19 protein-coding genes and 2 tRNA genes are annotated in these 26,253 nt (G+C 73.5%); 14 read left to right on the top strand and 7 right to left on the bottom strand.

The annotated features are described in order from the left end of the window. Positions 1-154: 154 nt before the first annotated feature. Positions 155-1,153 carry a 2,3,4,5-tetrahydropyridine-2,6-dicarboxylate N-succinyltransferase gene (gene dapD, locus AB0N76_RS25355; RefSeq protein WP_363560618.1) on the bottom strand — a complete coding sequence of 333 codons (999 nt, stop codon included), beginning with the start codon at positions 1,151-1,153 and terminating at the stop codon, positions 155-157. 126 nt (positions 1,154-1,279) lie between these two features. Between dapD and AB0N76_RS25350 the strand changes: the two genes are divergently transcribed. From AB0N76_RS25350 to argF, 3 genes are all read left to right on the top strand, one after another. Continuing rightward, positions 1,280-2,647, top strand: a complete 1,368-nt coding sequence (locus AB0N76_RS25350) for a 3' terminal RNA ribose 2'-O-methyltransferase Hen1 (RefSeq protein WP_363560616.1) — start codon at positions 1,280-1,282, stop codon at positions 2,645-2,647. Then, positions 2,644-5,325: a polynucleotide kinase-phosphatase gene (locus AB0N76_RS25345; RefSeq protein WP_363560614.1), complete on the top strand. Its 2,682-nt coding sequence runs from the start codon at positions 2,644-2,646 to the stop codon at positions 5,323-5,325. Before AB0N76_RS25350 ends, AB0N76_RS25345 begins: the two co-directional genes overlap by 4 nt. A gap of 169 nt (positions 5,326-5,494) precedes the next feature. Then, positions 5,495-6,496: an ornithine carbamoyltransferase gene (gene argF / locus AB0N76_RS25340; protein ID WP_363560612.1), complete on the top strand. Its 1,002-nt coding sequence runs from the start codon at positions 5,495-5,497 to the stop codon at positions 6,494-6,496. Positions 6,497-6,538: 42 nt separating this feature from the next. Here the strand turns inward: argF and AB0N76_RS25335 are convergent, their stop codons facing one another. Both AB0N76_RS25335 and AB0N76_RS25330 read right to left on the bottom strand, forming a co-directional pair. Continuing rightward, the gene (locus tag AB0N76_RS25335; protein ID WP_363560610.1) at positions 6,539-7,081 is read right to left on the bottom strand and encodes a superoxide dismutase family protein; all 543 of its coding nucleotides are present in this window, start codon (positions 7,079-7,081) and stop codon (positions 6,539-6,541) included. A 161-nt stretch (positions 7,082-7,242) separates the two neighbouring features. Next, on the bottom strand, positions 7,243-7,668 hold the full coding sequence (locus AB0N76_RS25330) for a type II toxin-antitoxin system VapC family toxin (protein WP_363560608.1): 426 nt from the start codon (positions 7,666-7,668) through the stop codon (positions 7,243-7,245). Between the two features lie 302 nt (positions 7,669-7,970). Between AB0N76_RS25330 and acnA the strand changes: the two genes are divergently transcribed. Next, positions 7,971-10,616: an aconitate hydratase AcnA gene (acnA, locus tag AB0N76_RS25325; RefSeq protein WP_363560606.1), complete on the top strand. Its 2,646-nt coding sequence runs from the start codon at positions 7,971-7,973 to the stop codon at positions 10,614-10,616. 167 nt (positions 10,617-10,783) lie between these two features. Next, the gene (locus AB0N76_RS25320; protein ID WP_363560604.1) at positions 10,784-12,094 is read left to right on the top strand and encodes a glycoside hydrolase family 18 protein; all 1,311 of its coding nucleotides are present in this window, start codon (positions 10,784-10,786) and stop codon (positions 12,092-12,094) included. A 117-nt stretch (positions 12,095-12,211) separates the two neighbouring features. Here AB0N76_RS25320 and pepN read toward each other — a convergent pair whose 3' ends face one another. Then, on the bottom strand, positions 12,212-14,788 hold the full coding sequence (gene pepN / locus AB0N76_RS25315; protein ID WP_363560602.1) for an aminopeptidase N: 2,577 nt from the start codon (positions 14,786-14,788) through the stop codon (positions 12,212-12,214). Positions 14,789-15,032: 244 nt separating this feature from the next. Between pepN and AB0N76_RS25310 the strand changes: the two genes are divergently transcribed. Continuing rightward, complete coding sequence (locus AB0N76_RS25310) at positions 15,033-15,674, top strand: DsbA family protein (protein ID WP_363560600.1); 642 nt, start codon at positions 15,033-15,035, stop codon at positions 15,672-15,674. A 106-nt stretch (positions 15,675-15,780) separates the two neighbouring features. On the opposite strand, the gene AB0N76_RS25305 is transcribed toward AB0N76_RS25310, so the two are convergent. Continuing rightward, a complete protein-coding gene (locus AB0N76_RS25305) occupies positions 15,781-17,190 on the bottom strand; it encodes an amino acid permease (RefSeq protein WP_363560598.1) in 1,410 nt (469 codons plus the stop codon). Positions 17,191-17,500: 310 nt separating this feature from the next. Between AB0N76_RS25305 and AB0N76_RS25300 the strand changes: the two genes are divergently transcribed. From AB0N76_RS25300 to AB0N76_RS25285, 4 genes are all read left to right on the top strand, one after another. Then, positions 17,501-18,100, top strand: a complete 600-nt coding sequence (locus AB0N76_RS25300; protein ID WP_363560596.1) for a biotin transporter BioY — start codon at positions 17,501-17,503, stop codon at positions 18,098-18,100. 67 nt (positions 18,101-18,167) lie between these two features. Then, positions 18,168-18,659 (top strand): ribose-5-phosphate isomerase, encoded by a 492-nt coding sequence (locus AB0N76_RS25295; RefSeq protein ID WP_363560594.1) that lies wholly within the window; start codon positions 18,168-18,170, stop codon positions 18,657-18,659. Positions 18,660-19,097: 438 nt separating this feature from the next. Next, positions 19,098-20,240, top strand: a complete 1,143-nt coding sequence (locus AB0N76_RS25290) for a PP2C family protein-serine/threonine phosphatase (RefSeq protein WP_363560592.1) — start codon at positions 19,098-19,100, stop codon at positions 20,238-20,240. A 490-nt stretch (positions 20,241-20,730) separates the two neighbouring features. Continuing rightward, positions 20,731-20,925 carry a hypothetical protein gene (locus AB0N76_RS25285; RefSeq protein ID WP_363560590.1) on the top strand — a complete coding sequence of 65 codons (195 nt, stop codon included), beginning with the start codon at positions 20,731-20,733 and terminating at the stop codon, positions 20,923-20,925. 54 nt (positions 20,926-20,979) lie between these two features. Here the strand turns inward: AB0N76_RS25285 and AB0N76_RS25280 are convergent, their stop codons facing one another. Then, on the bottom strand, positions 20,980-21,783 hold the full coding sequence (locus tag AB0N76_RS25280; protein ID WP_363560588.1) for a DUF6348 family protein: 804 nt from the start codon (positions 21,781-21,783) through the stop codon (positions 20,980-20,982). Positions 21,784-21,978: 195 nt separating this feature from the next. Here AB0N76_RS25280 and AB0N76_RS25275 point away from each other — a divergent pair, with 195 nt between their 5' ends. Beyond that, the gene (locus AB0N76_RS25275; protein WP_363560586.1) at positions 21,979-22,518 is read left to right on the top strand and encodes a hypothetical protein; all 540 of its coding nucleotides are present in this window, start codon (positions 21,979-21,981) and stop codon (positions 22,516-22,518) included. Positions 22,519-22,595: 77 nt separating this feature from the next. Here AB0N76_RS25275 and AB0N76_RS25270 read toward each other — a convergent pair. Beyond that, positions 22,596-22,666: transfer RNA gene (locus AB0N76_RS25270), tRNA-Gly, on the bottom strand. Between the two features lie 145 nt (positions 22,667-22,811). On the opposite strand from AB0N76_RS25270, the gene AB0N76_RS25265 reads away from it, so the two are divergent. The 3 genes from AB0N76_RS25265 to tig all read left to right on the top strand — a co-directional run bounded on the left by AB0N76_RS25265 (position 22,812) and on the right by tig (position 26,141). Beyond that, positions 22,812-22,885, top strand: a tRNA-Pro gene (locus AB0N76_RS25265). A gap of 120 nt (positions 22,886-23,005) precedes the next feature. After that, the gene (locus AB0N76_RS25260) at positions 23,006-24,490 is read left to right on the top strand and encodes an MDR family MFS transporter (RefSeq protein ID WP_363560584.1); all 1,485 of its coding nucleotides are present in this window, start codon (positions 23,006-23,008) and stop codon (positions 24,488-24,490) included. Positions 24,491-24,746: 256 nt separating this feature from the next. Then, a complete protein-coding gene (gene tig / locus AB0N76_RS25255; protein ID WP_363560582.1) occupies positions 24,747-26,141 on the top strand; it encodes a trigger factor in 1,395 nt (464 codons plus the stop codon). The last annotated feature ends 112 nt before the right edge of the window (positions 26,142-26,253 follow it).

Below are 26,253 nucleotides of genomic sequence, written 5' to 3'. Positions count from 1 at the left end.
AGTGGTTGTGGGCCTGGGGGGGGGGGGGAGGGGAGCGATCCGCCCCCCCCCCCCCCACACCAGACCGGGGGGGGCGGCACCGGGGCCGCCCCTCGCTCGGGGAGCGAGGGCCGCCGGGGGACTCACGGTGTCGGCCACGGGTGGCCGGGGTGGGTCAGTTGTGGGCGTGCAGGTCGGCGTTGAGGCCGCCCCAGGAGCCGGAGCGGGCGATGACCTCGACGGCGCCGGTCTGGGAGTTGCGGCGGAAGAGGAGGTTGTCCTGGCCCGACAGCTCGACGGCCTTGGCGACGGCGCCGTCCGGCGTGGTCACCCGGGTGCCGGCGGTGACGTACAGGCCGGCCTCGACGACGCAGTCGTTGCCGAGCGAGATGCCGATGCCCGCGTTGGCACCCAGCAGGCAGCGCTCGCCGACGGAGACGACCTGCTTGCCGCCGCCCGACAGCGTGCCCATGATCGAGGCGCCGCCGCCGATGTCGCTGTGGTCGCCGACCACGACACCCGCGCTGATCCGGCCCTCGACCATGGAGGTGCCCAGGGTGCCGGCGTTGAAGTTGACGAAGCCCTCGTGCATCACGGTGGTGCCGACGGCCAGGTGCGCGCCGAGGCGGACGCGGTCCGCGTGCGCGATGCGCACGCCGGACGGGGCGACGTAGTCGGTCATCCGCGGGAACTTGTCGATCCCGTACACGGCGAGCTGCCCGCCCTGCGCGCGGACGGCCAGCCGGGCCTGCTCGACCTTGTCCACCGGCACCGGGCCGATGCTGGTCCACGCCACGTTGGCGAGCAGCCCGAAGATGCCGTCCAGGTTCTGGCCGTGCGGCCGGACCAGGCGGTGGCTGAGCAGGTGCAGGCGCAGGTAGGCGTCGTGCGCGTCGATCGGCTTCTCGTCCAGCGAGGCGATGGTGGTACGCACGGCGACCACCTCGACGCCGCGGCGGGCGTCGGCGCGCAGCGCCTCGGCGGCGCCGGCGCCCAGCTCGGCCTCGGCCTGCTCGGCGGTCAGGAGGACGGTCCCGGCCGGGCCGGGCGCGGCGGTCAGCGCGGGGGCCGGGTACCAGGTGTCGAGGATGGTGCCGTCCGCGGCGATGGTGGCCAGACCGGCGGCAACGGCGCCGCTCACGGGGGTGGTGGATTCTGCAGTCACATCGTGCACGTTAACGAATGCGGGCCCCCGGTGCCGAACACGCCCACCGTCCGGACCGGCCGGTGGGGCGCCGCGGCGCGGGCGGAAACCGGCTGTCGGGCGGTCGTCGGCTGGGCGATACTCGGACGGGTGTTCATGTCGATCACCACCACCGCTGTCGCCGGGAGCCCGGCCACCGACCTGGCCCGTCTGCTGCGCCGGCAGCCGGACGCGGCGCACCGGGTCACGACCGCGTTCGGCGAGGCGCACGTCTTCTTCCCGGAGGCGGACGCGGACCGCTGCACGGTCGCGCTGCTGCTGGAGGTCGACCCGGACGCGGTGCTCCGCCGGGGGAGCCGGGAGAAGGGGCGGGACCGGTCGCCCACCACCCTGGACGCCTACGTCGACGACCGCCCCTTCGCGGTGTCCTCGCTGTTCGCGGCGGTGCTGCGGACGGCGCTGCGGGTGGTGCCGGAGGACGCGGCCGACGGCCCCCGTCCGCTGTGGATCGACCTGCCCGCCGTCCGCGCGGACCAGGAGCCGGACCCGGACCCGCACCCGGACCCGGGGCCGGTCGGCGGAGCGGGCGGCGCCGTCGGACTGGTGCGCCGGCTGTTCGAACCGCTCGGCTGGCAGGTGACGGCGGCGGAGGTCCCGCTGGACGCGGCGCGCCCCGACGCGGGCGGTTCGCCGTACGTCCGGCTGGGGCTGGCCGCGACGACGGTCCGGCTCGCGGACGCGCTGCGCCAGCTGGCCGTCCTGCTGCCGGTGCTGGACGGCGCCGCGCACCACTGGTTCGCGCCGGAGCGGGCGGACGTCGACAAGCTGTCCGCGACGCACCCCGAACGGGAACTGATCGCCCGCCGACTGGCCCGGCACGAGCCGGAGTCCGAGCCCGAGGGGCCGACAGCGGAACCCGGGCTCGTCGCGGCGGTGCTCGCCGCGCTGCACGCGGTGGGCGCGGCCCGGGTGGTGGAGCTGGGCTGCGGCCGCGGTGCGCTGCTCGCCGAGCTGTCGGCGGACGACGGGTTCACCGAACTGCTCGGCGTGGACGCCGCGCCGGCCGCGCTCGCCGCGGCCGCCCGCCGCCTCGGGCTGGAACGGACCGCCGAGCAAGTCCCGGAGTGGGCGTCCCGCCGCTTTCCGGCCCGGGTCCGGCTGGTGCAGGGCGCGCCGGTGTACGCGGACGCCCGGCTGAAGGGGTTCGACGCGGTGGTGCTCGCCGATCCGCCCGAGTGGCGGGACGCGGTCCGGCGGCCGGCCCTGGAGTTCGCGGTGTTCGGCGCGGCGCGCCCGGCGGCGGTGGTGGTCACCGCGCCGCCCGGCGGGGACGAGGACTTCCCGGCCTGGGCGGAACGGGTGGCGGCCGGTTACGGCTACACGGTCACCCTCGACCCGGTCGACCGGCCGGAACGACGAGGGCAGCAGGAGCAACGGGAGCAACGAGAGCGACAGGACCACCCGCCCCGGCTGGCCCTGTTCGAACGCGGCACCCCGAAGCCCGGAGGAGGCGGACCCCGATGACCGACGAAGCCGACCCCATCCCCACCCCCATCCCCGTCCCCGAGGGCTCCCTCGTGCTGCTGGTCGGCACCAGCGGCGCGGGCAAGTCCAGCTTCGCCCGCCGCCACTTCCGCCCCACCGAGGTGGTCTCCTCCGACACCTGCCGCGCCCTGGTGGCCGACGACGAGAACGACCAGTCCGCCTCCGCCGACGCCTTCGAGCTGCTGCACTTCCTGGTCGGCAAGCGCCTGGCGGCCGGCCGGCTGACCGTCGTGGACGCGACCAACGTCCAGGCGCACGCCCGCAAGCGACTGCTGGCGATCGCCAAGGAGCACGACGCGCCGACGACGGCGATCGTGCTGGACGTGCCGCCGGGCGTCTGCGCCGAGCGCAACCGCACCCGCCCGGACCGCGAGCTGCCGCCCCAGGTGATCCCGCGCCAGCACCGCGAGCTGCGCGCCGCCCTGGCCGGCCTGCCGAAGGAGGGCTTCCGCCGGGTGCACGTGCTGCGCGGCGTGGACGAGGTGGCGCGCGCCGAGCCGGTGCTGGAGCCGCGCCGGGCCGATCTACGCGCGCTGACCGGCCCGTTCGACCTGGTCGGCGACGTGCACGGCTGCCGGGCCGAACTGGAGGAGCTGCTCGGTCGGCTCGGCTACCGGCTGGTCCGGGACGCGGCCGGCCGCCCGGTGGACGCGGTGCCGCCGGCCGGGCGGACGGCGGTCTTCGTCGGCGACCTGGTCGACCGCGGCCCGGACACCCCGGGCGTGCTGCGTTTGGTGATGGGCATGGTGGCGGCGGGGCACGCGCTGTGCGTGTCGGGCAACCACGAGCAGAAGCTGGCCCGGGCGCTGGACGGCGAGCGGGTCACCCTCTCCTACGGGCTGCGCGAGTCGATGGAGCAGCTGGAGGCCGAGCCGGCGGAGTTCCGGGCCGAGGCGCGGGCGTTCATCGGCGGCCTGGCCGACCACTACCTGCTGGACGGCGGAGCGCTGGTGGTGTGTCACGCGGGTCTGCCGGAGCGCTACCACGGCCGTTCCTCCGGCCGGGTGCGCGCGCACGCGCTGTACGGGGAGTCGACGGGGGAGACGGACGAGTACGGGCTGCCGGTGCGGCACCCGTGGGCGGAGGAGTACCGGGGGCGGGCGCTGGTGGTGTACGGGCACACGCCGCTGCCGGCGGCGAGCTTCCTGCACAACACGGTGTGCCTGGACACCGGCTGCGTGTTCGGCGGCCGGCTGACGGCGCTGCGCTACCCGGAGCGCGAGCTGGTCGAGGTGGCGGCGGAGCGGCAGTGGTACGCGCCGGTGCGGCCGCTGCTGAGCGACGCGCCCGGCGGGCGGGAGGGGCGTCCGCTGGACCTGGCGGACGTGGCGGGACAGCGGGTGGTGGAGACCGCGTGGCAGGGTTCGGTGGCCGTGCGGGCGGAGGGGGCCGCGGCGGCGGTCGAGGCGATGGGCCGGACCGCGGTGGATCTCCGCCTGCTGGTGCACCTGCCGGCGTCGGTGCCGCCGGTCGCGGACGCGCGGCGGCCGGGGTTCCTGGAGCATCCGGACGAGGCGTTCGCCGAGTACCGGGCGGACGGGGTGCGGGAGGTGCTGTGCGCGGAGTGGTTGCCGGGGCCGCGCGCGGTGGTGCTGGTGGCGCGGGACGACGCGGCGTCGGCGCGGCGGTTCGGTCCGGCGGGCCCGGGAGCGGTGTGGTCGCGGTCCGGCCGGGCGCTGTTCGGCGCCGCGGCGGAGGCGTCGCTGCTGGGCCGGGTGCGGGCGGCGGCGGAGCGGTCGGGGCTGTTCGAGGAGCTGGGGACGGACTGGCTGCTGCTGGACGCGGCCCTGACGGGCTGGCCGCCGGGGACCCCTGGCCGGGCCGGCACGGACGCCGGGTCGGCGTGGCGCGGTCGGAACGCGGCGGTCGGCGCGGCGGCGGGTGCGGCGCTGCCGTCGGCGCTGGCCGCGCTGGAGCGGGCGGCGGCCCGGGGGACGGACGTGGCGGGGCTGCTGGACCGGCAGCGGCGGCGGGTGCCGCAGGTGGGGGCGTTCAGCGCGGCGTACGAGCGCACCGCCGGATCGGCGCGCCCCCGGCTGGCGCCGTTCCAGCTGCTGGCGGCGGAAGGGGCGAACCTGGCGACCCGTCCGCAGCGGGAGCAGCTGGCCTGGGTCGACCGCCTGGTGGCCGCCGACCACGCGGCGTCCGACCAGGGGGCGTCCGACCACGGGGCGCCCGACCACGGGGCGTCCGACGGGCTCGGCGGCGACGCCGGAGCCCCGCTGCACGGGATCGCCCGGCGCTGGGTGGACACCGCCGACGAGGCGTCGACGGCGGCCGCCGTCGCCTGGTGGGAGGAGCTGACCGGGGCGGGCGGCGCGGGCGTGCTGGTCCGGCCGCCGGTCTCCCCGCTGCGGGTGGCGGCGGGGAAGGCGGGCCCGGCGGGGGAGGCCCGGCGGGGCGGGCTGGTGCAGCCCGCGCTGAAGGTCCGGGGCCGGGAGTACCTGCGGCTGGTCTACGGCCCGGACTACCCGGATCGGCTGGCGCGGTTGCGCGGCCGGGAGCACGGGCTGAAGCGTTCGCTGGCGCTGCGCGAATACGCGCTGGGTCTGGAGGGACTGGACCGGCTGGCCGGCGGCGAGCCGTTGTGGCGGGTGCACCAGGCGGTGTCCGCGGTGCTGGCGGTGGCGGCCGAGCGGGTGGACCCTCGGCTGTGAGCGCGCGCCGGCTGTGAGCACGCGCCGGCCGTGAGCGTGCGGCACCCGGCTGTGAGCATGCGGCACCCGGCCGGGAGCACCCGCTCCTGACGTGTGCATAGAAATTCCGAGCATCGTATAGACTTGCTGCTTCCCGACGGCCCCAGTCACCCCAATCCAGGAGCCCGGCATGGCGTTCAACCTCCGGAACAGACACTTCCTCAAGGAGCTCGACTTCACGCCCCAGGAGTTCCGCTTCCTGGTGGACCTCGCCGCCCGCCTCAAGGCGGCGAAGTACGCGGGCACCGAGCAGCCGGGCCTGCGCGGGAAGAACATCGCGCTGATCTTCGAGAAGACGTCCACCCGGACCCGCTGCGCCTTCGAGGTCGCCGCCCACGACCAGGGCGCCACCACCACCTACCTGGACCCGGCCGGCTCGCAGCTCGGCCACAAGGAGTCGGTCAAGGACACCGCCCGGGTGCTCGGCCGGATGTTCGACGGCATCGAGTACCGCGGGCACGGCCAGGCCGTGGTCGAGGAACTGGCCGCGTACGCCGGGGTGCCGGTCTGGAACGGCCTCACCGACGAGTGGCACCCGACCCAGATGCTCGCCGACGTGCTCACCATCACCGAGCACACCGCCAAGCCGCTGGCCGAGGTGACGCTCGTCTACCTCGGCGACGCCCGCTCCAACATGGGCAACTCGCTGCTGGTCACCGGCGCGCTGCTGGGCATGGACATCCGGCTGGTCGCGCCGCGCGAGCTCTGGCCCGCCGAGGACGTGCAGAAGGCGGCGCAGGCGCTCGCCGAGGGCACCGGGGCCCGGATCACCCTCACCGAGGACGTCGCCGCGGGGGTGGCCGGCGCCGATTTCCTGTACACCGACGTGTGGGTGTCGATGGGCGAGCCCAAGGAGGTCTGGGCCGAGCGGATCGCGCTGCTCAAGCCGTACCAGGTGTCGATGGACACCGTGCGGGCCACCGGCAACCCGGGGGTGCGGTTCCTGCATTGCCTGCCGGCCTTCCACGACCTCGGCACGGCGCTCGGCCGGCAGCTGTTCGAGGAGACCGGGATGGCCGAGCTGGAGTGCACCGACGAGCTGTTCGAGTCGGCGCACTCCATCGTCTTCGACCAGGCCGAGAACCGGCTGCACTCCATCAAGGCCGTCCTGGTCGCCACCCTCGGCGGCTGACGGCCTCGTCCCCTCGGCAGCCGGCCGAACGTCCGCCCGGGGCTACTCCAGGCCGTCCAGCGTGACGCAGGCGACCCGGTCGGCGCTGCCGTGCCCGCCGGCCGGGCTGCCCGCGTGCAGCACCAGCGAGCGGGCCTCGCCCGCCCGGGGCTGCCAGCCGACCGTCGCGGCGGCGGTGCCCTCGCCCCGCGCGTCGGTGCGCAGCGCGAGCCGCAGCTCGTTGCGGTCGTTGGCGTACCGCGGGTCGGTGGACGGGTGCACCGGGTCCACCGCGTCCTGGTAGTGCGGGCCGGACGCGGCCGGGTCGGCCCCGCACGGGCCGGTGTGCAGGTGGACCGGGAACTCGTGGTCGGCGGCGACCCCGGCCACGCTCAGGGTGAGCACCGTCCGTCCGGGCACCGAGCGGTCGACCACCACCTTGACGTGCGAGCCGTACGGCACCAGGTCGGGCGCGTGGCTGATCGCGGTCGGCGGGACGAAGGCGGTGGCCGGGTCGAAGTCGGCCTCGGTGACCGCGACCGGGGCGGCGGCGGGGACCAGCAGGGCGAGCGGGAGCAGGGCGGCGGCGGCGAACGGGACGGGCATCGGCGGACCTCTTCGACAGGCGGGCGGGCGGAGCGCGCGTCGGCACCGGATCGGACCGGATCGGACCGGATCGGATCCGATCGGACCGGACGCGCGGCGGCGGACGCCGTGCTCAACGGCGCGCGCCGCCCCCCGGACACGCGCCCGCGGGAGGCCGGCCCCTACTCGTCGGAGCGGCCGACCGCCCCGTCCCGCCGGATCCCCCGGATCTCGCAGCGCGGCCCGCTGGCCCGCATCAGCCGCAGGTCGGCCGTGACCAGCGGCGCCCCGAACCGTTCCGCCACCGCCACGTACGCGGCGTCGTCCGGCGTGAGGTTGTCCTTGAGCTCCCAGATCCGGCCGAGCAGCGGTTCGACCGGGACCTTGCGGATCGGGAGGCCGGGCAGTTCGGCGGCGAGTTCGCCGACCCGTTCGGCGGTGAGCTCGCGGGCCAGGTGGAGGCCGCGCAGCGACTGCATCACCTCGATGACGACGTGCTCGGGTGCCACCCATTCGCCGCCGGCGGCGAGTTCGGCGCGGGCGGCGGTCCCGCGTTCGCCCTGGTCGGCCAGTGCGAGCACCAGCGCGGACGCGTCCACCACGATCATCGGTCGGCCCCCGGTCTGCTTCGGCGTGTGGTACGGCGGTCACCGTACCGGCCCGGAGGGTCCGCCCGGATGGACGCCCGAGGTTGGCGGGCGCGTTACGGGGGGTTCGACGGGAAGGTGGGGGACGCCATGCACTATGGTTTATCTCGACATCGAGATAACTGCGCCGTACGATATATCTCGACATCAAGATACTTGCCGAGAGGCGCTCACCGGCGGTGCGGGCAAGGTAAGCCTAAGTAAGGCTGACCTTACCACCGTGGCGGCCGGATACCGCACGAAGCACCTAGAAGGAGTCAGTCGTGTCCGCGAACAGCTTCGACGCCCGCAGCTCGCTGCAGGTGGGCGACGAGTCGTACGAGATCTTCAAGCTCTCCGCCGTCGAGGGTTCCGAGCGGCTGCCCTACAGCCTCAAGGTGCTGCTGGAGAACCTGCTCCGCACGGAGGACGGCGCGAACATCACCGCCGACCACATCCGCGCCCTCGGCGACTGGGACGCCGACGCCCAGCCGAGCCAGGAGATCCAGTTCACGCCGGCCCGCGTGATCATGCAGGACTTCACCGGCGTGCCGTGCGTGGTCGACCTCGCCACCATGCGTGAGGCCGTCAAGGAGCTGGGCGGCGACCCGGCCAAGATCAACCCGCTGGCCCCGGCCGAGCTGGTCATCGACCACTCCGTCATCGCCGACAAGTTCGGCACCCCGGACGCCTTCGTCCAGAACGTCGAGATCGAGTACGGCCGCAACAAGGAGCGCTACCAGTTCCTGCGCTGGGGTCAGACCGCGTTCGACGAGTTCAAGGTCGTCCCGCCGGGCACCGGCATCGTCCACCAGGTGAACATCGAGCACCTGGCCCGCACCGTCATGGTCCGCGGCGGCCAGGCCTACCCGGACACCTGCGTCGGCACCGACTCGCACACCACCATGGTCAACGGCCTGGGCGTGCTGGGCTGGGGCGTCGGCGGCATCGAGGCCGAGGCCGCGATGCTCGGCCAGCCGGTCTCCATGCTGATCCCGCGCGTCGTCGGCTTCAAGCTGACCGGCGAGCTGCCGACCGGCACCACCGCCACCGACCTGGTGCTCACCATCACCGAGATGCTGCGCAAGCACGGTGTGGTCGGCAAGTTCGTCGAGTTCTACGGCGACGGCATCGGCTCGATCCCGCTGGCCAACCGCGCCACCATCGGCAACATGTCGCCGGAGTTCGGCTCGACCTGCGCGATCTTCCCGATCGACGCCGAGACCATCAACTACCTCAAGCTCACCGGCCGCGACGCGCAGCAGCTCGCCCTGGTCGAGGCGTACGCCAAGGAGCAGGGCCTCTGGCACGACCCGTCGGTCGAGCCGGTCTACTCCGAGTACCTCGAGCTGGACGTCTCCACCGTCGTCCCGTCGATCTCCGGCCCGAAGCGCCCGCAGGACCGCGTGATCCTGGCCGAGGCCGCCGAGCGGTTCGCCGAGGCGCTGCCGACCTACTCCGCCGAGGCCTCGAAGCCGACCGCCGTCACCGCCCCCGACGGCTCGACCTACGAGATCGACAACGGCGCGGTCGTGATCGCCTCGATCACCTCCTGCACCAACACCTCCAACCCCTCCGTCATGCTGGGCGCCGCCCTGCTGGCGAAGAAGGCCGTGGAGAAGGGCCTGCACGTCAAGCCCTGGGTCAAGACCACCCTGGCGCCCGGCTCCAAGGTCGTCATGGACTACTACGAGAAGGCCGGCCTGCTCCCGTACATGGAGAAGCTGGGCTTCAACCTGGTCGGCTACGGCTGCGTCACCTGCATCGGCAACTCGGGCCCGCTGCCCGAGGAGGTCTCGGCCGCCGTCAACGAGTCCGACCTCGCGGTCGTCTCGGTGCTCTCCGGCAACCGCAACTTCGAGGGCCGGATCAACCCGGACGTCAAGATGAACTACCTGGCCTCCCCGCCGCTGGTGGTCGCCTACGCCCTCGCCGGCAACATGAACATCGACATCACCCGTGACGCCCTGGGCCAGGACGCCGACGGCAACGACGTCTTCCTCGCCGACATCTGGCCGTCCGAGCAGGAGGTCGCCGACACCGTCGCCGGCTCCATCGACGAGGCCATGTTCGAGAAGGGCTACCAGGACGTCTTCGCCGGCGACCACCGCTGGCAGTCGCTCCCGGTCCCGACCGGCAACACCTTCGAGTGGGACGCCGAGTCCACCTACGTCCGCAAGCCCCCGTACTTCGAGGGCATGGCCAAGACCCCGAGCCCGGTGAACGACATCGCCGGTGCCCGCGTCCTGGCCAAGCTGGGCGACTCGGTCACCACCGACCACATCTCCCCGGCCGGCAACATCAAGCCCGGCACCCCGGCGGCGCAGTACCTGACCGCCAACGGCGTGGAGAAGCGTGACTTCAACTCCTACGGCTCGCGCCGTGGCAACCACGAGGTCATGATCCGCGGCACCTTCGCCAACATCCGCCTGCGCAACCAGATCGCGCCGGGCACCGAGGGCGGCTACACCCGCGACTTCACCCAGGCCGACGCGCCGGTGTCGTTCATCTACGACGCCTCGCAGAACTACCAGGCCGCCGGCACCCCGCTGGTCGTCCTGGCCGGCAAGGAGTACGGCTCCGGCTCGTCCCGCGACTGGGCCGCCAAGGGCACCGCGCTGCTCGGCGTCAAGGCCGTCATCGCCGAGTCCTACGAGCGCATCCACCGCTCGAACCTGATCGGCATGGGCGTCCTGCCGCTGCAGTTCCCGGAGGGCCAGAACGCCGACTCCCTCGGCCTGACCGGCGAGGAGACCTTCTCCTTCACCGGTGTGACCGAGCTCAACGAGGGCCGCACGCCGAAGACCGTCAAGGTCAAGGCCGGCGACGTCGAGTTCGACGCGGTCGTCCGCATCGACACCCCCGGCGAGGCGGACTACTACCGCAACGGCGGCATCCTGCAGTACGTGCTGCGCAGCCTGATCGGCTGATGACCACAGCGCCCTGAAGGGGGCCGGACCGCACCCGCGGTCCGGCCCCCTTTTTGCATGCTGCCTCGTCCGGTGCGGTCCCCTTGTGCGGCACCGCCGCGATGGACTAAACCTCTTAGGCATTCTGGTCCAGACCATTTGACGATGCCTCAGAGGACAGGTCAGGTATGCCCACTCGCGCCTCCGCCATGCTCGCCGCCGCCACCGTCGCCGCCCTGCTGACCACCACCGCCACCGCGACCGCCGCCCAGGCCCAGCACGGCCCGAGGCTCAAGGGCCAGCGGGTCGGCTACTTCACCCAGTGGGGCGCGGACAGCTCCGCCAAGCGCGTCCAGGAGTCCGGCCAGGCCGGGAAGCTCACCGTGATCAACTACGCCTTCGGCAACGTCTCCGCTGACGGCACCTGCTTCGAGAGCAACGACGCCGGCCAGGGCGACGCCCACAACGACTACCAGCGGGCCTTCTCCGCCGCCGACTCGGTGGACGGCGTGGCCGACGCCCCCGGCCAGCCGCTCAAGGGCCACTTCAACCAGCTGCGCAAGCTGAAGGCGAAGAACCCGCAGCTGCGGACCGTGATCTCGCTGGGCGGCTGGAGCTGGTCCAAGTACTTCTCGGACGCCGCCGCCACCGCGCAGTCCCGCGAGCGCTTCGTCTCCTCCTGCATCGACCTCTACCTCAAGGGCGACCTGCCGCGGCTGGCCGGCTCCCCGGAGGGCGGCGCGGGCGTGGCCGCCGGGGTCTTCGACGGCATCGACCTCGACTGGGAGTACCCGGGCGGCGGCGGTGACGCGGGCAACGTGGTGCGCCCTGAGGACGGGCGCAACTTCACCCTGCTGGTCGCCGAGTTCCGCCGGCAGCTGGACGCGCTGAGCGGCCGCAAGGGCAAGCCCTACCTGCTGACCGCCGCGGTCGCCGCCAACGAGACCGTCGCCGACCGGCTGGAGCTGCCCGAGGTCGCCGAGTCGGTCGACTGGCTCAACCTGATGACCTACGACCTGCACGGTCCCTGGGAGGGCAAGGGCCCGGCCAACCACCAGGCCAACCTCTACTCCGACCCGACCGACCCGGAGCCCCGGCAGCGCAGCGCCGACAAGGCCGTGACGCACTACCAGGAGCGCGGCCTGCCCGCCGAGCAGCTCGTCCTCGGCGCCCCGCTCTACGGCCACGGCTGGACCGGCGTACCGGCCGGGCACCGCAACGGCCTCCACCAGAAGGCCGCCGGCACCGCGCCGGACCTCTCCTACCGGGAGATCAACGCGCTGCCCGGCCGGACCTTCACCGACCGCGACCACGGCGCGTCCTGGAAGTACGACGGCTCCACCTTCTACAGCTTCGACACCGCCGCGGTGCTCACCCAGAAGGCGCAGTACGCGCGCTGGAACGACCTGGGCGGGGTGATGGTGTGGTCGCTGGACGGCGACGACGAGCGGGGCAGCGCGATCGCCGCCCTGGACCGCGGCCTGCGCGGCGGCCGGTGATCTGACGGCCAGTGCTGTGACGGCCGATGCTGTGACGGCCCGCCGATGCGACGGCCGGTGATGTGACGGGGCCCCGCCGCGAGACGCTCGCGGCGGGGCCCCCGGGTCGGGCTCGGGTCAGGCCCGGTCGCAGGCCTGCGCCCGCAGCGCGCGGGCCAGGTCGTCCCGGCGCTCCAGCACCAGCCGGCGCAGCGCGGGCGCCGCCTCCGGGTGGCCGCCGAGCCAGGCGTCGGCCTCGGCCAGGGTGGCCTCCTCGACCTGCGCCTGGGGGAAGAAGCCGCCGACGATCCGCATCGCGATCTCGATCGTCCGCTCGGCCCAGACCCGCTCCAGCAGCTTGAAGTAGGGCGCGGCGTAGAGCGCGGTGAGGTCGCGGTGCGCGGGCACCGCGAAGCCCGCGATGTTGGCCTCGACCAGGGCGTTGGGCAGCTCGTCGGAGTCGATCACGGCGGACCAGGCGGCGGCCTTGGCCTCCGGGGTCGGCCGGGCGGCCAGGCAGTGGGTGTGCTGGCGGCGGCCGCTGGCGGTGTTGTCGGCGGCCAGCTCCTCGGCCAGCTCCTCGTCGGTGGCCTGGCCGGCCGCGGCGAGGGCGAGCCAGAGCGCCCAGCGCAGCTCCTGGTCGACCTCCAGGCCGTCGATCCGGGCGGTGCCGGCCAGCAGGCCGCGGACCAGGCCGAGGTGCTCGGAGCCGTTGGCGGTCTGGGCCAGGAAGCGGGCCCAGGCCAGCTGGTGGTCGCTGCCGGGGGCGGCGGCGCGCAGTTCGCGCAGCGCGCCGTCGGCGAGCAGCCGGCCGCCCTCGCCGCGCCAGGCGGGGTCGGCGTAGAGCTCGACGGCGTCCTTGGACTGGGTGTGCAGGGACTGCAGGACGCCGATGTTGGCCTCCGTCCCGGCGAACCGCAGGACCAGCGCGATGTAGTCGCGGGCCGGCATCAGGGCGTCGCGGGTGAGGTTCCAGACGGCGGACCAGGCGAGCGCGCGGGCCAGGTCGTCCTTGATGTCGCCGAGGCCGGTGCGCAGGGTCTCCAGCGACTCCTCGTCGAAGCGGATCTTGCAGTAGGTCAGGTCGTCGTCGTTGACCAGGACCAGCGCGGGCCGGGGGCGGCCGACGGCGCCGGGGACGACGGTGCGGGCGCCGGTGACGTCCAGCTCGAACCGCTCGGTGCGCACCAGCGCGCCGTCGGCGTCGCGGTCGTAGAGGCCGACCGCGATCCGGTGCGGGCGCAGCACGTCGCCGTCCTGGAGGACCGCGAGTTCGGTGATCCGGCCCTCGGCGTCGGCGGTGAGCTGGGGGGTGAGGGTGTTGACGCCGGCGGTCTGCAGCCAGGAGGCGGCCCAGGTCTTGAGGTCGCGGCCGCTGGTCTCCTCCAGGATGTCCAGCAGGTCGGCGAGCTCGGTGTTGCCGAAGGCGTGCCGCTTGAAGTAGCGGCGGGCGCCCTCGAAGAAGGCCTCCGCGCCGGCGTAGGCGACCAGCTGCTTGAGCACCGAGGCGCCCTTGGCGTAGGTGATGCCGTCGAAGTTGAGCTTGGCGTCCTCGAGGTCGCGGATGTCCGCGGTGATCGGGTGGGTGGTGGGGAACTGGTCCTGCCGGTAGGCCCAGGCCTTGCGCTGGTTGGCGAAGGTGACCCAGGCGGCGGAGTAGCGGGTGCCGGCGCCGACCAGGCCGTAGGAGCCCATGAAGTCGGCGAAGGACTCCTTCAGCCACAGGTCGTCCCACCAGCGCATGGTGACCAGGTCGCCGAACCACATGTGGGCCATCTCGTGCAGGATGACGTTGGCGCGGGCCTCGTAGGCGGCGTCGGTGACCTTCGAGCGGAAGACGAACTCCTCGCGGAAGGTGACGCAGCCGGGGTTCTCCATCGCGCCGATGTTGTACTCGGGGACGAACGACTGGTCGTACTTGCCGAAGGGGTACGGGTAGTCGAACTGCTCGTGGAAGAAGTCGAGGCCGAGCTTGGTGACGCCGAGGATCTCGTCGGCGTCGAAGTACGGGGCGAGCGACTTGCGGCACAGCGCGGCGAGCGGGATGTCCAGCACGGTGCCGTCGGCGAGGGTGCGGCTGTAGTGGTCGCGGGCGACGTGGTACGGGCCGGCGACGACGGCGGTGAGGTAGGTGGAGATCGGCTGGGTCGGCGCGAACTCCCAGGTGCGGGCGGCGCCGTCGGCGCTCGCCGAGTCGGTCACCGAGGTGTGGACGGCGTTGGAGCGGACGTCCCAGGCGGCCGGGGCGGTGACGGTGAAGGTGAAGGGGGCCTTCAGGTCGGGCTGCTCGAAGGTGGCGAAGACCCGGCGGGCGTCGGCCGGCTCGTAGTGGGTGTAGAGGTAGGTCTCGCCGTCGACCGGGTCGGTGAAGCGGTGCAGGCCCTCGCCGGTGCGGCTGTAGGCGCAGTCGGCGTCGACGACCAGGACGTTCTCGGCGGCGAGGCCGTCGAGGTGGACGCGGGCGCCGTCGAAGGCGGTGGCCGGGTCGAGGGCGCGGCCGTTGAGGGTGACGGCGCGCACGGCCGGGGCGAGCAGGTCGACGAAGGTCGACCCGCCCGGCTCGGTGGCGCGGAAGGCGATGGTGGTGGTGGAGCGGAAGGTGCTGGCGCTCCGGTCGGCGGCCGAGGTCACGTCCAGCCGGACCCGGTAGTCGTCCACGGCCAGGATGCTGGCCCGCTGCTGGGCTTCGTCGCGGCTCAGGTTCTTGCCCGGCACGGCGGTACTCCTTTGTCCGGCTCGCACGGTGGTGCGGTCTTCGCTGGTGCGGTGGGTGCTGCGCGCTGTGGTGCTGCGGGGGCATCCTTTCACGCCCCCCGCGCCGGTACCATTGCACAACTCGGTCGGGCGGGCCGGAATCACCGGCGCCGGACGGGCGTTGGGGCTGGGAGGGGTGGCCCGTGCGGGCCGGTTGACCCCTGGATCCGCACTTCTTCCGGACGATTCTCGAAGGACGACAGCCGTGACGACTGCCGCTGGCACCGCTGAGCGCAAGACCGCCGACTTCTGGTTCGACCCGGCCTGTCCGTGGGCCTGGATGACGTCCCGCTGGCTGATAGAGGTGCAGCAGCTCCGTCCGGTGGACGTGAACTGGCACGTGATGAGCCTGTCGGTGCTGAACGAGCACCGGGACCTCCCGGAGCAGTACCGGGAGCTGCTGGACAACGCCTGGGGCGCGGTGCGGGTGTGCATCGCGGCCGCGCAGCAGCACGGCGACGAGGTGCTGGGCCGGCTCTACTCCGAGCTGGGTGTGCGCTTCCACAACCAGGGCCTGCCGCAGAACCGGGAGACGATCGAGGCGGCGCTGGCCGCGGCGGGTCTGCCGGTGGAGCTGGCGGACGCGGCCGGCACCGACGCGTACGACGAGGCCCTGCGCGCCTCGCACAAGGAGGGCATCACCCTGGTCGGCGAGGACGTCGGCACCCCGGTGATCGCGGTCGAGGGCCCGGACGGCGAGCGGGTGGCGTTCTTCGGTCCGGTGGTGACCCCGATCCCGCGCGGCGAGGCCGCGGCCCGGCTGTGGGACGGCACCCTGCTGGTCGCCGGCACCCCGGGCTTCTACGAGATCAAGCGGACCCGCACCGCGAGCCCGTCCTTCGAGTAGCCGCCGTACGCCCGGGGGCCCGGTACCGCGTGTGGCGGTACCGGGCCCCTGGGCTGTTCCGGGCGGGTGGGACGGGCGGCCGGGCTGTTCCGGGCGGCTGGGACGGTCAGCCGCGGGCGGCGTCCCGGCGCTGCTTGACCAGGCCGGCCGCGGTGAGCAGGGCGACCAGCACGCCGGCCGCGTACAGCTGCTCGCGGTTGCCCTCGGTGGTGGTCATCAGGGCGAGGATGGCGGCGACGGCGGCCATCGCGACCCAGGTGAGGTAGGGGAAGCCCCACATCTTCACGGTGAGCAGCTCGGGCGACTCGCGCTCCAGGCGCCGGCGCATCTTCAGCTGGACGACGCAGATGAACAGCCAGACCACCAGGATGGCGACGCCGGTGGTGTTCATCAGCCAGGTGAAGACGGTGTCGGGCCAGAACTTGGCGGCCAGGACGGCGCCGAAGCCGAACAGGCAGGAGGCGAGCACGGCCCGCCGGGGGACGCCGCCGCTGACCTTGGCGAGGGCGCGCGGGCCCTGGCCGCGGCCGACCAGCGAGTAGGCCATCCGGGAGGCGCCGTAGATGTTGGCGTTCATCGCGGAGAGCAGCGCGATCAGCACGACCACCTGCATGATCGTCCCGGCGCCGGGCACGCCGAGGTGGCGCAGCACGGTGACGTAGGGGCCGTCGGCGACGACCGCCGGGTCCTTCCAGGAGACCAGGGTGACGACCAGCGCCATCGAGCCGATGTAGAAGACGGCGATCCGCCAGACCGCGGTGCGCACGGCGTTGGCGACGTTCTTCTTGGGGTCGTCGGACTCGGCGGCGGCGATGGTCACGGTCTCCAGGCCGCCGTAGGCGAAGACGGAGGCGAGCAGGCCGACGATCAGTCCGCTGACGCCGGTGGGCAGGAAGCCGCCCTGGCCGGTGAGGTTGGTGGTGCCGGGGGAGCCGGGGCCGAGCACGCCGGCGATGCCGAGTCCGCCGATCACCAGGAAGGCGATGATCGCGGCGACCTTGATGGTGGCGAACCAGAACTCGAACTCGCCGAAGTTCTTCACGGCGGTGAGGTTGCTGGCGCAGAAGAACACCATGAACAGGGCGACCCAGACCCAGGCGGAGACGCCGGGGACCCAGCCGTTGACGATCTTCCCGGCGGCGGTGGCCTCGGCGGCGACGCCGCAGCAGAGCATCACCCAGTACATCCAGCCGGCGGTGATCCCGGCCCAGGGGCCGATCTCCTTCTCCGCGTGCACGGAGAAGGAGCCGGAGGCCGGGCGGGCCGCCGACATCTCGCCGAGCATCCGCATGATCAGCATGACCAGCAGGCCGGAGAGCACGAAGGCGAGGATGATGGCGGGACCGGCCGCCGCGATGCCCGCGCCGGAGCCGACGAACAGGCCGGCCCCGATGACCCCGCCGAGCGCGATCATCGAGAGGTGGCGCTGCTTGAGCCCGTGCGAGAGCTGCTGGCCGCCGGCCGGCGGGGCGGGGGTGGACGTCCCGGGCGCCGGGGGCGCGGAGGTTCGGGCCATGGGGTGGGGATCCAGACTGTTCGACATGCGGGGCGAGCTGCCCAATATCCGGTGACAAGGCTGTTCATGCCAAGGATGCATGAGCCCGGACCAGCATGCGGACCGTATGGTGACATTCCTCCAAGTGGATGATCACGTTCCGTTACGGCGGGTGTGTCAGACCCGACAAGACGGGCCGTTCGGGGTTTGTCCGGTTCCCTGACGGTGTTCGGGGAGATCGACGCGTAGGTTCAGGGGTGTTCACTCACCTGTTCGGACGTACCGGGACGACCGGGACGCACCGGACCCAGCCGCACCGAGGAGAAGCCCGATGGCCACCGCCAGCACCCCCGTACCGAGCCGCGCCGTCCTCGCCGACCTGCTGCCCGCCGCCGGCACCCGGTTCGGCGCCCAGGTCCGCGACCTCGCCCTGGTGGCCGGCGGCGCCGCCGTCACCGGCCTGGCCGCCCAGCTGTCGGTGCACGTCCCCGGCTCCCCGGTGCCGGTGACCGGCCAGACCTTCGCCGCCCTGCTGGTCGGCACCGCGCTCGGCGCCCGCCGCGGCGTCGCCTCGCTCGGCCTCTACCTGCTGGCCGGCATGGCGGGCCTGCCCTGGTTCGCCCAGGGCAGCTCCGGCTGGTCGATGCCCTCGCTCGGCTACGTGCTCGGCTTCGTGCTGGCCGCCGGCCTGGTCGGCGCGCTGGCCCGGCGCGGCGCCGACCGCTCGCCGGCGCGCACCGCCGCCGCGATGGTCCTCGGCAGCCTCGCCATCTACGCGGTCGGCGTGCCCTACCTGGCGTTCGCCCTGGACGTGCCGCTGGCCCGCGCCGCCGAGCTCGGCCTCTACCCGTACCTGGTCGGCGACGCCCTCAAGGCCGTCCTCGCCGCCGGCGCCCTCCCGCTCGCCTGGAAGCTCCTCGGCCGCCGCTGACACGGGGGAGCGGGCTCGCGCGGCCCCCTGCCGAACCCGGGTACGCGCTCGTGCCACACTCATGGGCATGCGCGTGTACCTGGGCTCCGACCATGCCGGATACGAACTGAAGAACCACCTCGTGGAGTGGCTCAAGGAGGCCGGCCACGAGCCGGTCGACTGCGGGCCGCACGTCTACGACGCCCTCGACGACTATCCGCCGTTCTGCCTGCGCGCCGCCGAGCGCACCGCCTCCGACCCGCAGGCGCTGGGCATCGTGATCGGCGGCTCGGGCAACGGCGAGGCGATCGCCGCCAACAAGGTCAAGGGCGTCCGGGCCGCACTGGCCTGGAGCGAGCAGACCGCCGCCCTCGGCCGCGAGCACAACAACGCCAACGTGATCTCCATCGGCGGCCGGATGCACACCGTCGAGGAGTCCACCAAGTTCGTCGAGATCTTCCTCAACACCCCGTACAGCGGCGACGAGCGGCACACCCGCCGGATCGACATGCTGAGCGTGTACGAGACCACCGGCGAGCTCCCGCCGATCCCGGCCCACCACCCGCAGCAGGACAGCTGACCCGCTCGCCCGTCCCGACCCTCCCGGCGGCCGGCCGCACCGTCGAGGGTGCGGCCGGCCGCCGCGTCGTCGGGGCCCGCAACCCCCCTCCGGAAGCCTGAGTGCCGGCTGGGAGTCCGCTGTGTGATCGGCCACAGCGCCCGCCCCGGCGCACGGCGTGCGGGGGAGCCCGCGCGCGGGGCGCGTGCGCCGCCCGGGCGGTTCGTACGCCCAACCGCCGTACGCCTCCTGACGCTCCGGACGCCGCCCGCCGCAATCGGCCGAAACCAGCTGACGCGCCCGCGCCACCGGACCACCGGCTCCGTCCGGGCCGTCGACGCCGACCGGGACCGCTGGATATGGTCGGCCCCTATGGCTGGCAGACCGCCGGGCGCACCGCCCCAGACGACTGCGACGAGGCCCGGCGCCGCCCCGGCGTCCGACCCCGTGACGGCCCGGTTGCGCAAGAGGCTCCGCCGGGTCCGCCGAAGGCTGCGCACCGCCGGCGTCGACTACTTCCGCGGCGGCGCCGCCGACTGGCCGGTGCTGTGCGCGCTGGCCCTGCTGGTGCCGGTGCTGATTCTGCTCAACATCTGGTGGCCCGCCTGGGCCCCGCCCACCGCGCTGGTGCTGCCGATCCTGGCCGCGGCCCTGCTGCTGCGCCCCGGCTCGCTGGTGGTGCTGTACGCGTTGGCCGCGCTCGGCCTCTCCGCGGAGTCGGTGATCCACACCGGCCAGCGGGTGGCCAGCGACCACCCGGAGTCCTACACCTACGGGGTCACCCCCGGCGCCGCCCTGGTGGTCGGCGCGGCCGGGGTCGGCGGCCTGCTGCTGGCCCAGTTCCGCAGCCGGGTCGGGGTGCCCTGGTGGGGCGGCTCCACGATGCTGTTCGACCTGCGCGAGCGGCTGCGGGTGCAGAGCCGGGTGCCCGCGCTGCCGGACGGCTGGCACGCCGACATGGCGCTGCGCCCGGCCGGCGGGCAGTCCTTCTCCGGGGACTTCGTGGTCGCCGACCGCACCGGCCCGGGCCGGCGGGTGCTGGAGGTGGTCCTCGCGGACGTCTCCGGCAAGGGGATGGACGCGGGTTCCCGGGCGCTGCTGCTGTCCGGCGCGTTCGGCGGGCTGCTCGGCTCGCTGCCCGCGCACGACTTCCTGCCCGCCGCCAACGGCTACCTGCTCCGGCAGTCCTGGGAGGAGGGCTTCGCGACCGCCGTGCACCTGGTGCTCGACCTGGACACCGGCGAGTACGAGCTGCTCTCGGCCGGCCACCTGCCCGGGATGCAGCGGCTGGCGGGAGCCGGCCGCTGGGAGGTCAAGGAGGCTCTGGACGGTCCGGCGCTGGGCATCTACGACGGCGCCAAGTTCGAGGGCGTGCGGGGCCGGCTGAACCGCGGCGACGTGCTGCTGCTGTGCACCGACGGCATGGTCGAGGCGCCCGGCCGGGACCTCTCCGAGGGCATGGACCGGCTGATGGGCGAGGCGGACCGGCTGGTGCCGGGCGCCGGTCCGGGCGCGGGCGGCGGCGCGGCGGCCCGGCTGATCGAGACGGTCGCCCGGGACATCAACGACGACCGCGCGGTCCTGCTGCTCTGGCGCGACTGAGCCCTCACCGGGCTCCGGGCGGCGGCATGTGCCACCGTCAGTCGCTGTCAAGCCCCGGAGCTGATCTTCAGCCAATTCCGGCGCCCCGGCGGCGGAGTGGACCTGCCGGTTCCGGTCCGCCCCGCCGAACGTTTCCCGGCCGCTCAGCGGCGCCCCGCCGACGATTCGTCAGGGCGTCTCGGCTATCGTCTCGGTCGGCGGAAACTCGTCTCGCATCGCAGGATATCGGCGTTCTACCGACTGTCAGACCTTTACGCAATCGGCACGTTCGACCACACTGAGTCCGGGCGGGACTGTTCAGGATTCGGGGGATGGGGGGCGTCACATGCGGCACGACGGGCACCGTGCGGTCGTACCGGGCCTCCCCTCCGGCCTCGACGTGCCGGACGATCTGCCGTTCCGCCTCGGGACCGTCGGACAGGCCGGGGTCCGGCTTCGCAGGGGCAGTCAGCCGGTGGCGCCCCGCTATGAAACGAGGAAGTGAGTCCGGGTGGCACTCTCCGTCTCCGCGCTGGTCCTGTTCGGCATCGTCTGCTTCATCTTCATCCGCCAGAAGCAGCTGAAGCCCGGGCACTTCATCCTGGCCGCCCTGTTCGGCTTCATGCTCAACCAGAGCACGGCCGCCAAGCCGATCCAGGACTTCCTGAGCCAGATCGCCAAGTCCATCTCCAGCATCGCCAGCTGACCCCGGGACCGCGGCCGACCGCGGCGCCGCCGGCCGACCTCGGCCGGCGCCCCGTCACCGGTCGGCGCGTCTCGCCTGCCGCCAGCGGGCGAACAGGCCCCGCGGGCGCGCCGCCGCCACGGCCGCCGGCCGGTGCCGGCGGGGTCGTCCCGGCCCGGCCGGCGCGGTCGCCGGCGCCGACGGCTCCCCGTGGGCCGTCAGCAGCACGAACAGCCGGGCCCAGCAGAGCCGCTCGCCGCGCGGCCAGTCCAGCGCGCGCAGCGCCGCCGAGGCCGCCTCGCTGACCTCGCCGTCGACCCGGACCTCGGCGACGTCGTCCCCGGCCTTGCCGCCCAGGAACAGCTTCACCCCGTGCGGCCGCCGCCCGCCCGGCCCGGAGAGCTCCGGCAGCAGCGCGGGCGCCAGCGCCGACAGCACCCGGTGCTCCGCCAGCCAGCCGGCCAGCCGCTCGTTGCCGAACCCGAACACCGCCGCCGGCCCCTGCACCGCGTGCCAGCCGGGCAGCTCGGGCGGGTCGTCGTGGTCGGCGTGCCCGCCGCGGCCCCCGCCCAGCTCGACCAGCGCCGTCGCCGTGGTGGTCGCCCACATCCGCACCGCGTTGTCGAGCTTCTCCTCCTCGGTCTTGCCGAGTCCGGCGGTGCAGTCCCAGACCACCGGCGCGTCCGCCCGGCCGAGTTCCAGCACCCAGCCGAGGTCGACGTGGCCGGCGCCCTCGCCGCCGGGGTGCTCGCGGACCGCGACGGCGGTCGTCCCGGGGCCGCGCACCACCTCGCCGTCGACGGTGAACTGCTGCCCGAGGCGCGCCATCTCCCGGACCACGGAACGCTGTATGACGGCCAGTCGGTCCTGCGGGCGCACCTGGACTCCTCCGCTCGGGGTTTCGAATCGTCTCGAACTGCCATCTGCCATCGAACTGCACTCGAACGTCGCCGAGGCTATCGGCCGCAGGCCCGGCCGGGAAACCGTCGCCCGGCCGCCCGTCCCGGCTCGCGGATATGCCCTTTTTGCTCCAGTTTGGTAAGCGGAAACCGCTGTCCGGCCTGGAGGGCCCGCATGCTTCGCACCGCACCGACGCCCCGTCCGGTTCTCCTCGTCCACCCGGACGCCTCCGGCCTGGTCGCCGAGATCGAGGCGTACCTGGCCTCGTTGCCCGCCCCGGCGCGCACTCCGGTCCCCTACGTCTGCCCGTTCGGGACGGTGCTGCGGCCCTGGCACGACGGCCACCCGCCGCCCCGGGCCACCCTGCTGGACCGGGCGCTGCGCCGCCCGGCCCGCCCGGTCCCGGTGACCGCCGCCGAGCACCTGGGCCTCGCCTCCCGGTACATCGCGGCGCACGGCTGGCTGCAGGGCGCGATGTGGGACGGGGCCGGCCGGGTCTGCCTGCTGGGCGCCCAGGCCGCGGTGCTCGCCCACGGGTACGGCACCCCGGCCACCGTCCGCACCGCCCGGGTCCAGCTGATGGAGGTGCTGCACGCCACCGGGCGCCCGGTGAACTCCCCGGACGAGTACAACGACCGGCCCGCCACCCGGCAGGCCGACGTCCACCGGCTGCTGGAGCGGGCCGCCGCCCGGGCCGCCCGGCTGGGCCTCTGACCCGCCGTCCGACCGGCGGCGGGAACGCGAACGGCCCCGGTGGGGATGCTGGGCATCCCTCCGGGGCCGGACTGCTGAGCGGGCGACGAGAATCGAACTCGCGTGACTAGTTTGGAAGACTAGGGCTCTACCATTGAGCTACGCCCGCGCGATCCCCCGGCCGTTGCCGGACGGAAGGTCGGGGAACAGCGTACCTGGTCCGGTCGACTGCGTGCACACCACATTCGCGCGAGGGCCTCGGAATATCTCGCCGAACGGGCAGGGCCCGGCGTGTACGCTTCCTCTCGGCACCACGGGGTGTGGCGCAGTTTGGTAGCGCGTCCGCTTTGGGAGCGGAAGGCCGTCGGTTCGAATCCGGTCACCCCGACAGTGCGCAGGGTCTCGCCCACGGCGGGGCCCTGTTGTCGTTCGACGGGGTCCTGTTGTCGTTTCCGGCGGCGGTCGGGCATGGTGGGTGGTTGATTTTTCACCAAACCTGGAGCCCCCGATGAGTGCGACGAGCCCGGACCGGCCGACGCGGATGAACCCCAAGATCGCGGTCGGCGTCGTCTTCGTCGCCTCGCTGTTCATGACGATCATGGACGGCACGATCGTCAACGTGGCCCTGCCCGCGATCGGCCGCGACTTCGGCACCGACCCGGCCGGGGTCGGCGTGATCAACGTCGGCTACCTGGTCAGCCTGGCCGTCTTCGTCCCGCTCTCCGGCTGGCTCGGCGACCGCTTCGGCACCCGCCGGGTCTTCCTGTGGGCCCTCGCGCTGTTCACCGTCACCTCGGCGCTCTGCGGCGCGGCCGACTCGCTGACCTCGCTCACCCTCTACCGGATCCTCCAGGGCGCGGCCGGCGGCCTGCTCACCCCGGTCGGGATGACGATGCTGTTCCACGCCTTCCCGCAGGAGGAGCGGATGCGGGCCACCCGGGTGCTGATGCTGCCCACCGCCGTCGCCCCGGCCAGCGGGCCGGTGCTCGGCGGCTGGCTGGTGGACGGCTGGTCCTGGCACTGGGTCTTCCTCGTCAACGTGCCGGTCGGCCTCGCCGCCCTGGTCTTCGGCCTGCTGTTCCTGCCCGACTACCGGAGCGAGCGGGCCGGCCGGTTCGACGCCCCCGGCTTCCTGCTCGCCGCCGTCGGCTTCGGCGGCGCGATGTACGCGCTCTCCGAGGGCGCGTCCGAGGGCTGGGGGAGCGCGCGGATCCTCGCCGCGGCGCTCGGCGGCCTGCTCGCCCTCGCCGCCCTGGTCGCGGTCGAGCTGCGCCGCCCCGAGCCGATGCTCGACCTGCGGCTCTTCCGGGACCGGATCTTCCGCACCACCAACCTGCTCTCGCTGTTCTCCGGCGCGGCCTTCCTCGGCATGCTCTACCTCTTCCCGCTGCTGATGCAGGACGCGCTCGGGATGGACGCCCTGCACAGCGGGCTGATGGTGTTCCCGGAGGCGCTCGGCGTGATGCTCGCCTCCCAGGTGTCGGCCCGGCTCTACCCCAGGGTCGGCCCGCGCCGGCTGCTGGCCGCGGGCGCGACCGCGGTGGCCTGCTGCCTGGCCCTGATGGCCACCATCGGGCCGGACAGCAACCTCTGGGCCGTCCGGGCGCTGCTGTTCGCCACCGGCTACGCGATGTCGCACGTCTTCATGCCGAGCCAGACCGCGGCCTTCGCGACCATCCCGGCCCGGGCCACCGGCGCCGCCTCCACGCTCTACAACGCCCAGCGCCAGCTGGGCTCGGCGCTCGGCGTGGCCGTCCTCGGCACCGTGCTGACCGCCGTCGGACCGGTCGTCGCGGACGCCTCGGGTACGCCCGTGGCGAACCTCCCCGCCTACCGCGCGGCCTTCCTCACCGCCGCCGGGCTGGCCCTGCTGGGCGCCGTGATCGCCCTGTGGGTGCGCGATTCGGACGCCGCGGCGACCATGCGCCCGGCCGCCGAACCGGTCCGCGAGGACGCCTCGAAGGGCGCCGGGGAGCCCGCCGGGAAGGCCTGAGCGGCCCCCGACGGCGGCGTCCTGGCGTCCGCCTTTCGTGGTACCGGTAGGATGGGGCGCTGGCGGTAGTCCCTGTGGCGTCAACCCAGGTCGACCGCACGAGGGCGAGGAGTCACGCTCACCGTCCACCCCCCACGGGAGATGCAGCTCCAACCGCCCATCGCCCGTCTCGCCCGACCCGCCCGCATCCGGCCCCGGCCGGCGGCCCAGGGGACGGCGGAGGCAACCTGACCGCAAGCCCATAGGAGACCTAACCGTGAAGAGCGCCGTCGAGACTCTGAACCCGACCCGGGTTCGACTCACCGTCGAGGTGCCCTTCGAGGAGCTCAAGCCCAGCCTCGACGCGGCGTACAAGAAGATCAACCAGCAGGTCTCGGTCCCGGGCTTCCGCAAGGGCAAGATCCCGAACCGGGTCATCGACCAGCGCTTCGGTCGTGGCGCCGTGCTGGAGGAGGCCGTCAACGACGCCCTCCCGCGCTTCTACACGCAGGCCGTCGACGAGGGCAAGATCGAGGTCCTCGGCCAGCCCGACATCACCAACATCGAGGGTGTCGAGAAGATCGCCGACGGCGGCGACCTGAAGTTCACCGCCGAGGTGGACGTCCGTCCGGAGATCACCCTGCCGGACTTCTCGACCATCGAGGTCACCGTCGACCCGATCGCGGTCTCCGACGAGGACGTCGCCAAGTCCCTGGAGCAGCTGCGCGAGCGCTTCGCGTCGCTCAAGGACGTCGAGCGCGCCGCCGCCGCCGGTGACACCGTGGTCGTCGACCTGGAGGCCAAGGTCGACGGCGAGGTGCCGGAGGACGGCACCGCCACCGGCGTCAGCTACGAGATCGGCTCGGGCCGTCTGATCGACGGCATCGACGAGGCCGTCACCGGCCTGGAGGCCGGCGGCACCGCCACCTTCTCCACCGAGCTCAAGGGCGGCACCCAGGCGGGCAAGACCTCCGAGGTCACCGTCACCGTCACCGCCGTCCAGGAGAAGGAGCTGCCGGAGCTGGACGACGAGTTCGCCCAGCTGGCCAGCGAGTTCGACACCCTTGAGGACCTGAAGGCCGACTCCCGCAAGCGCCTGGAGCGCATGAAGGAGTACGACCAGGCCACCCAGGCCCAGGAGAAGGTGCTGGACGCGCTGCTCGGCCTGGTCGAGATCGAGTTCCCGGAGAAGCTCCTCAAGGACGAGATCGAGACCCGCAAGCACAACCTCGAGCACCACCAGCTGGAGCCGATGGGCCTGAACCTGGCGAGCTACCTGGAGACCCAGGGCAAGTCGGAGGAGGAGTTCCTGGCGGAGACCGAGGAGCAGGCGAAGAAGGGCATCAAGACCCAGTTCGTCCTGGACCAGATCGTCGCCGACGAGGAGCTGAACGTCTCCCAGGAGGAGCTCACCGAGCACCTCATCCGTCGTGCCGCCGGCTCGGGCCTGACCCCGGACCAGTTCGCCCAGCAGGTCGTCCAGGGCGGCCAGGTTCCGCTGCTGGTCGGCGAGGTCGCCCGCGGCAAGGCGCTGGCCACCGTGGTCGAGGCCGCCAAGGTCGTGGACACCGAGGGCAACGAGATCAACTTCGACGACGACGAGGCCGACGAGTCGGCCGAGACCGTCGAGGCCCCGGCCGCCGACGCGGCCGAGGAGAAGACCGAGGCCTGATCGCCGCGGTCGTCTCGCCGTCCTGAGGCGTGACAGCGGGCCCGGATGCCGTACGGCGTCCGGGCCCGCCGTGTTCCCCGGCCCGGGTGCCCCGCGCGGCCGCGAACCCTGC

Origin of the sequence: Kitasatospora sp. NPDC093806 (assembly GCF_040683335.1) — a bacterium.
Classification (GTDB): Bacteria; Actinomycetota; Actinomycetes; order Streptomycetales; family Streptomycetaceae; genus Kitasatospora.
The sequence above is the reverse complement of the archived record's forward strand: the minus strand, read 5'-3'. Positions and strand labels throughout refer to the sequence as shown.

Excerpts from the sequence above, each read along its gene's own strand:
- AB0N76_RS25350 (WP_363560616.1), top strand. The coding sequence starts at position 1,280 with ATGTCGATCACCACCACCGCTGTCGCCGGGAGCCCGGCCACCGACCTG.
- AB0N76_RS25345 (WP_363560614.1), top strand. The coding sequence starts at position 2,644 with ATGACCGACGAAGCCGACCCCATCCCCACCCCCATCCCCGTCCCCGAG.
- argF (WP_363560612.1), top strand. The coding sequence starts at position 5,495 with ATGGCGTTCAACCTCCGGAACAGACACTTCCTCAAGGAGCTCGACTTC.
- AB0N76_RS25335 (WP_363560610.1), bottom strand. The coding sequence starts at position 7,081 with ATGCCCGTCCCGTTCGCCGCCGCCGCCCTGCTCCCGCTCGCCCTGCTG.
- AB0N76_RS25330 (WP_363560608.1), bottom strand. The coding sequence starts at position 7,668 with ATGATCGTGGTGGACGCGTCCGCGCTGGTGCTCGCACTGGCCGACCAG.
- AB0N76_RS25320 (WP_363560604.1), top strand. The coding sequence starts at position 10,784 with ATGCCCACTCGCGCCTCCGCCATGCTCGCCGCCGCCACCGTCGCCGCC.
- AB0N76_RS25305 (WP_363560598.1), bottom strand. The coding sequence starts at position 17,190 with ATGGCCCGAACCTCCGCGCCCCCGGCGCCCGGGACGTCCACCCCCGCC.
- AB0N76_RS25300 (WP_363560596.1), top strand. The coding sequence starts at position 17,501 with ATGGCCACCGCCAGCACCCCCGTACCGAGCCGCGCCGTCCTCGCCGAC.
- AB0N76_RS25295 (WP_363560594.1), top strand. The coding sequence starts at position 18,168 with ATGCGCGTGTACCTGGGCTCCGACCATGCCGGATACGAACTGAAGAAC.
- AB0N76_RS25275 (WP_363560586.1), top strand. The coding sequence starts at position 21,979 with ATGCTTCGCACCGCACCGACGCCCCGTCCGGTTCTCCTCGTCCACCCG.
- AB0N76_RS25260 (WP_363560584.1), top strand. The coding sequence starts at position 23,006 with ATGAGTGCGACGAGCCCGGACCGGCCGACGCGGATGAACCCCAAGATC.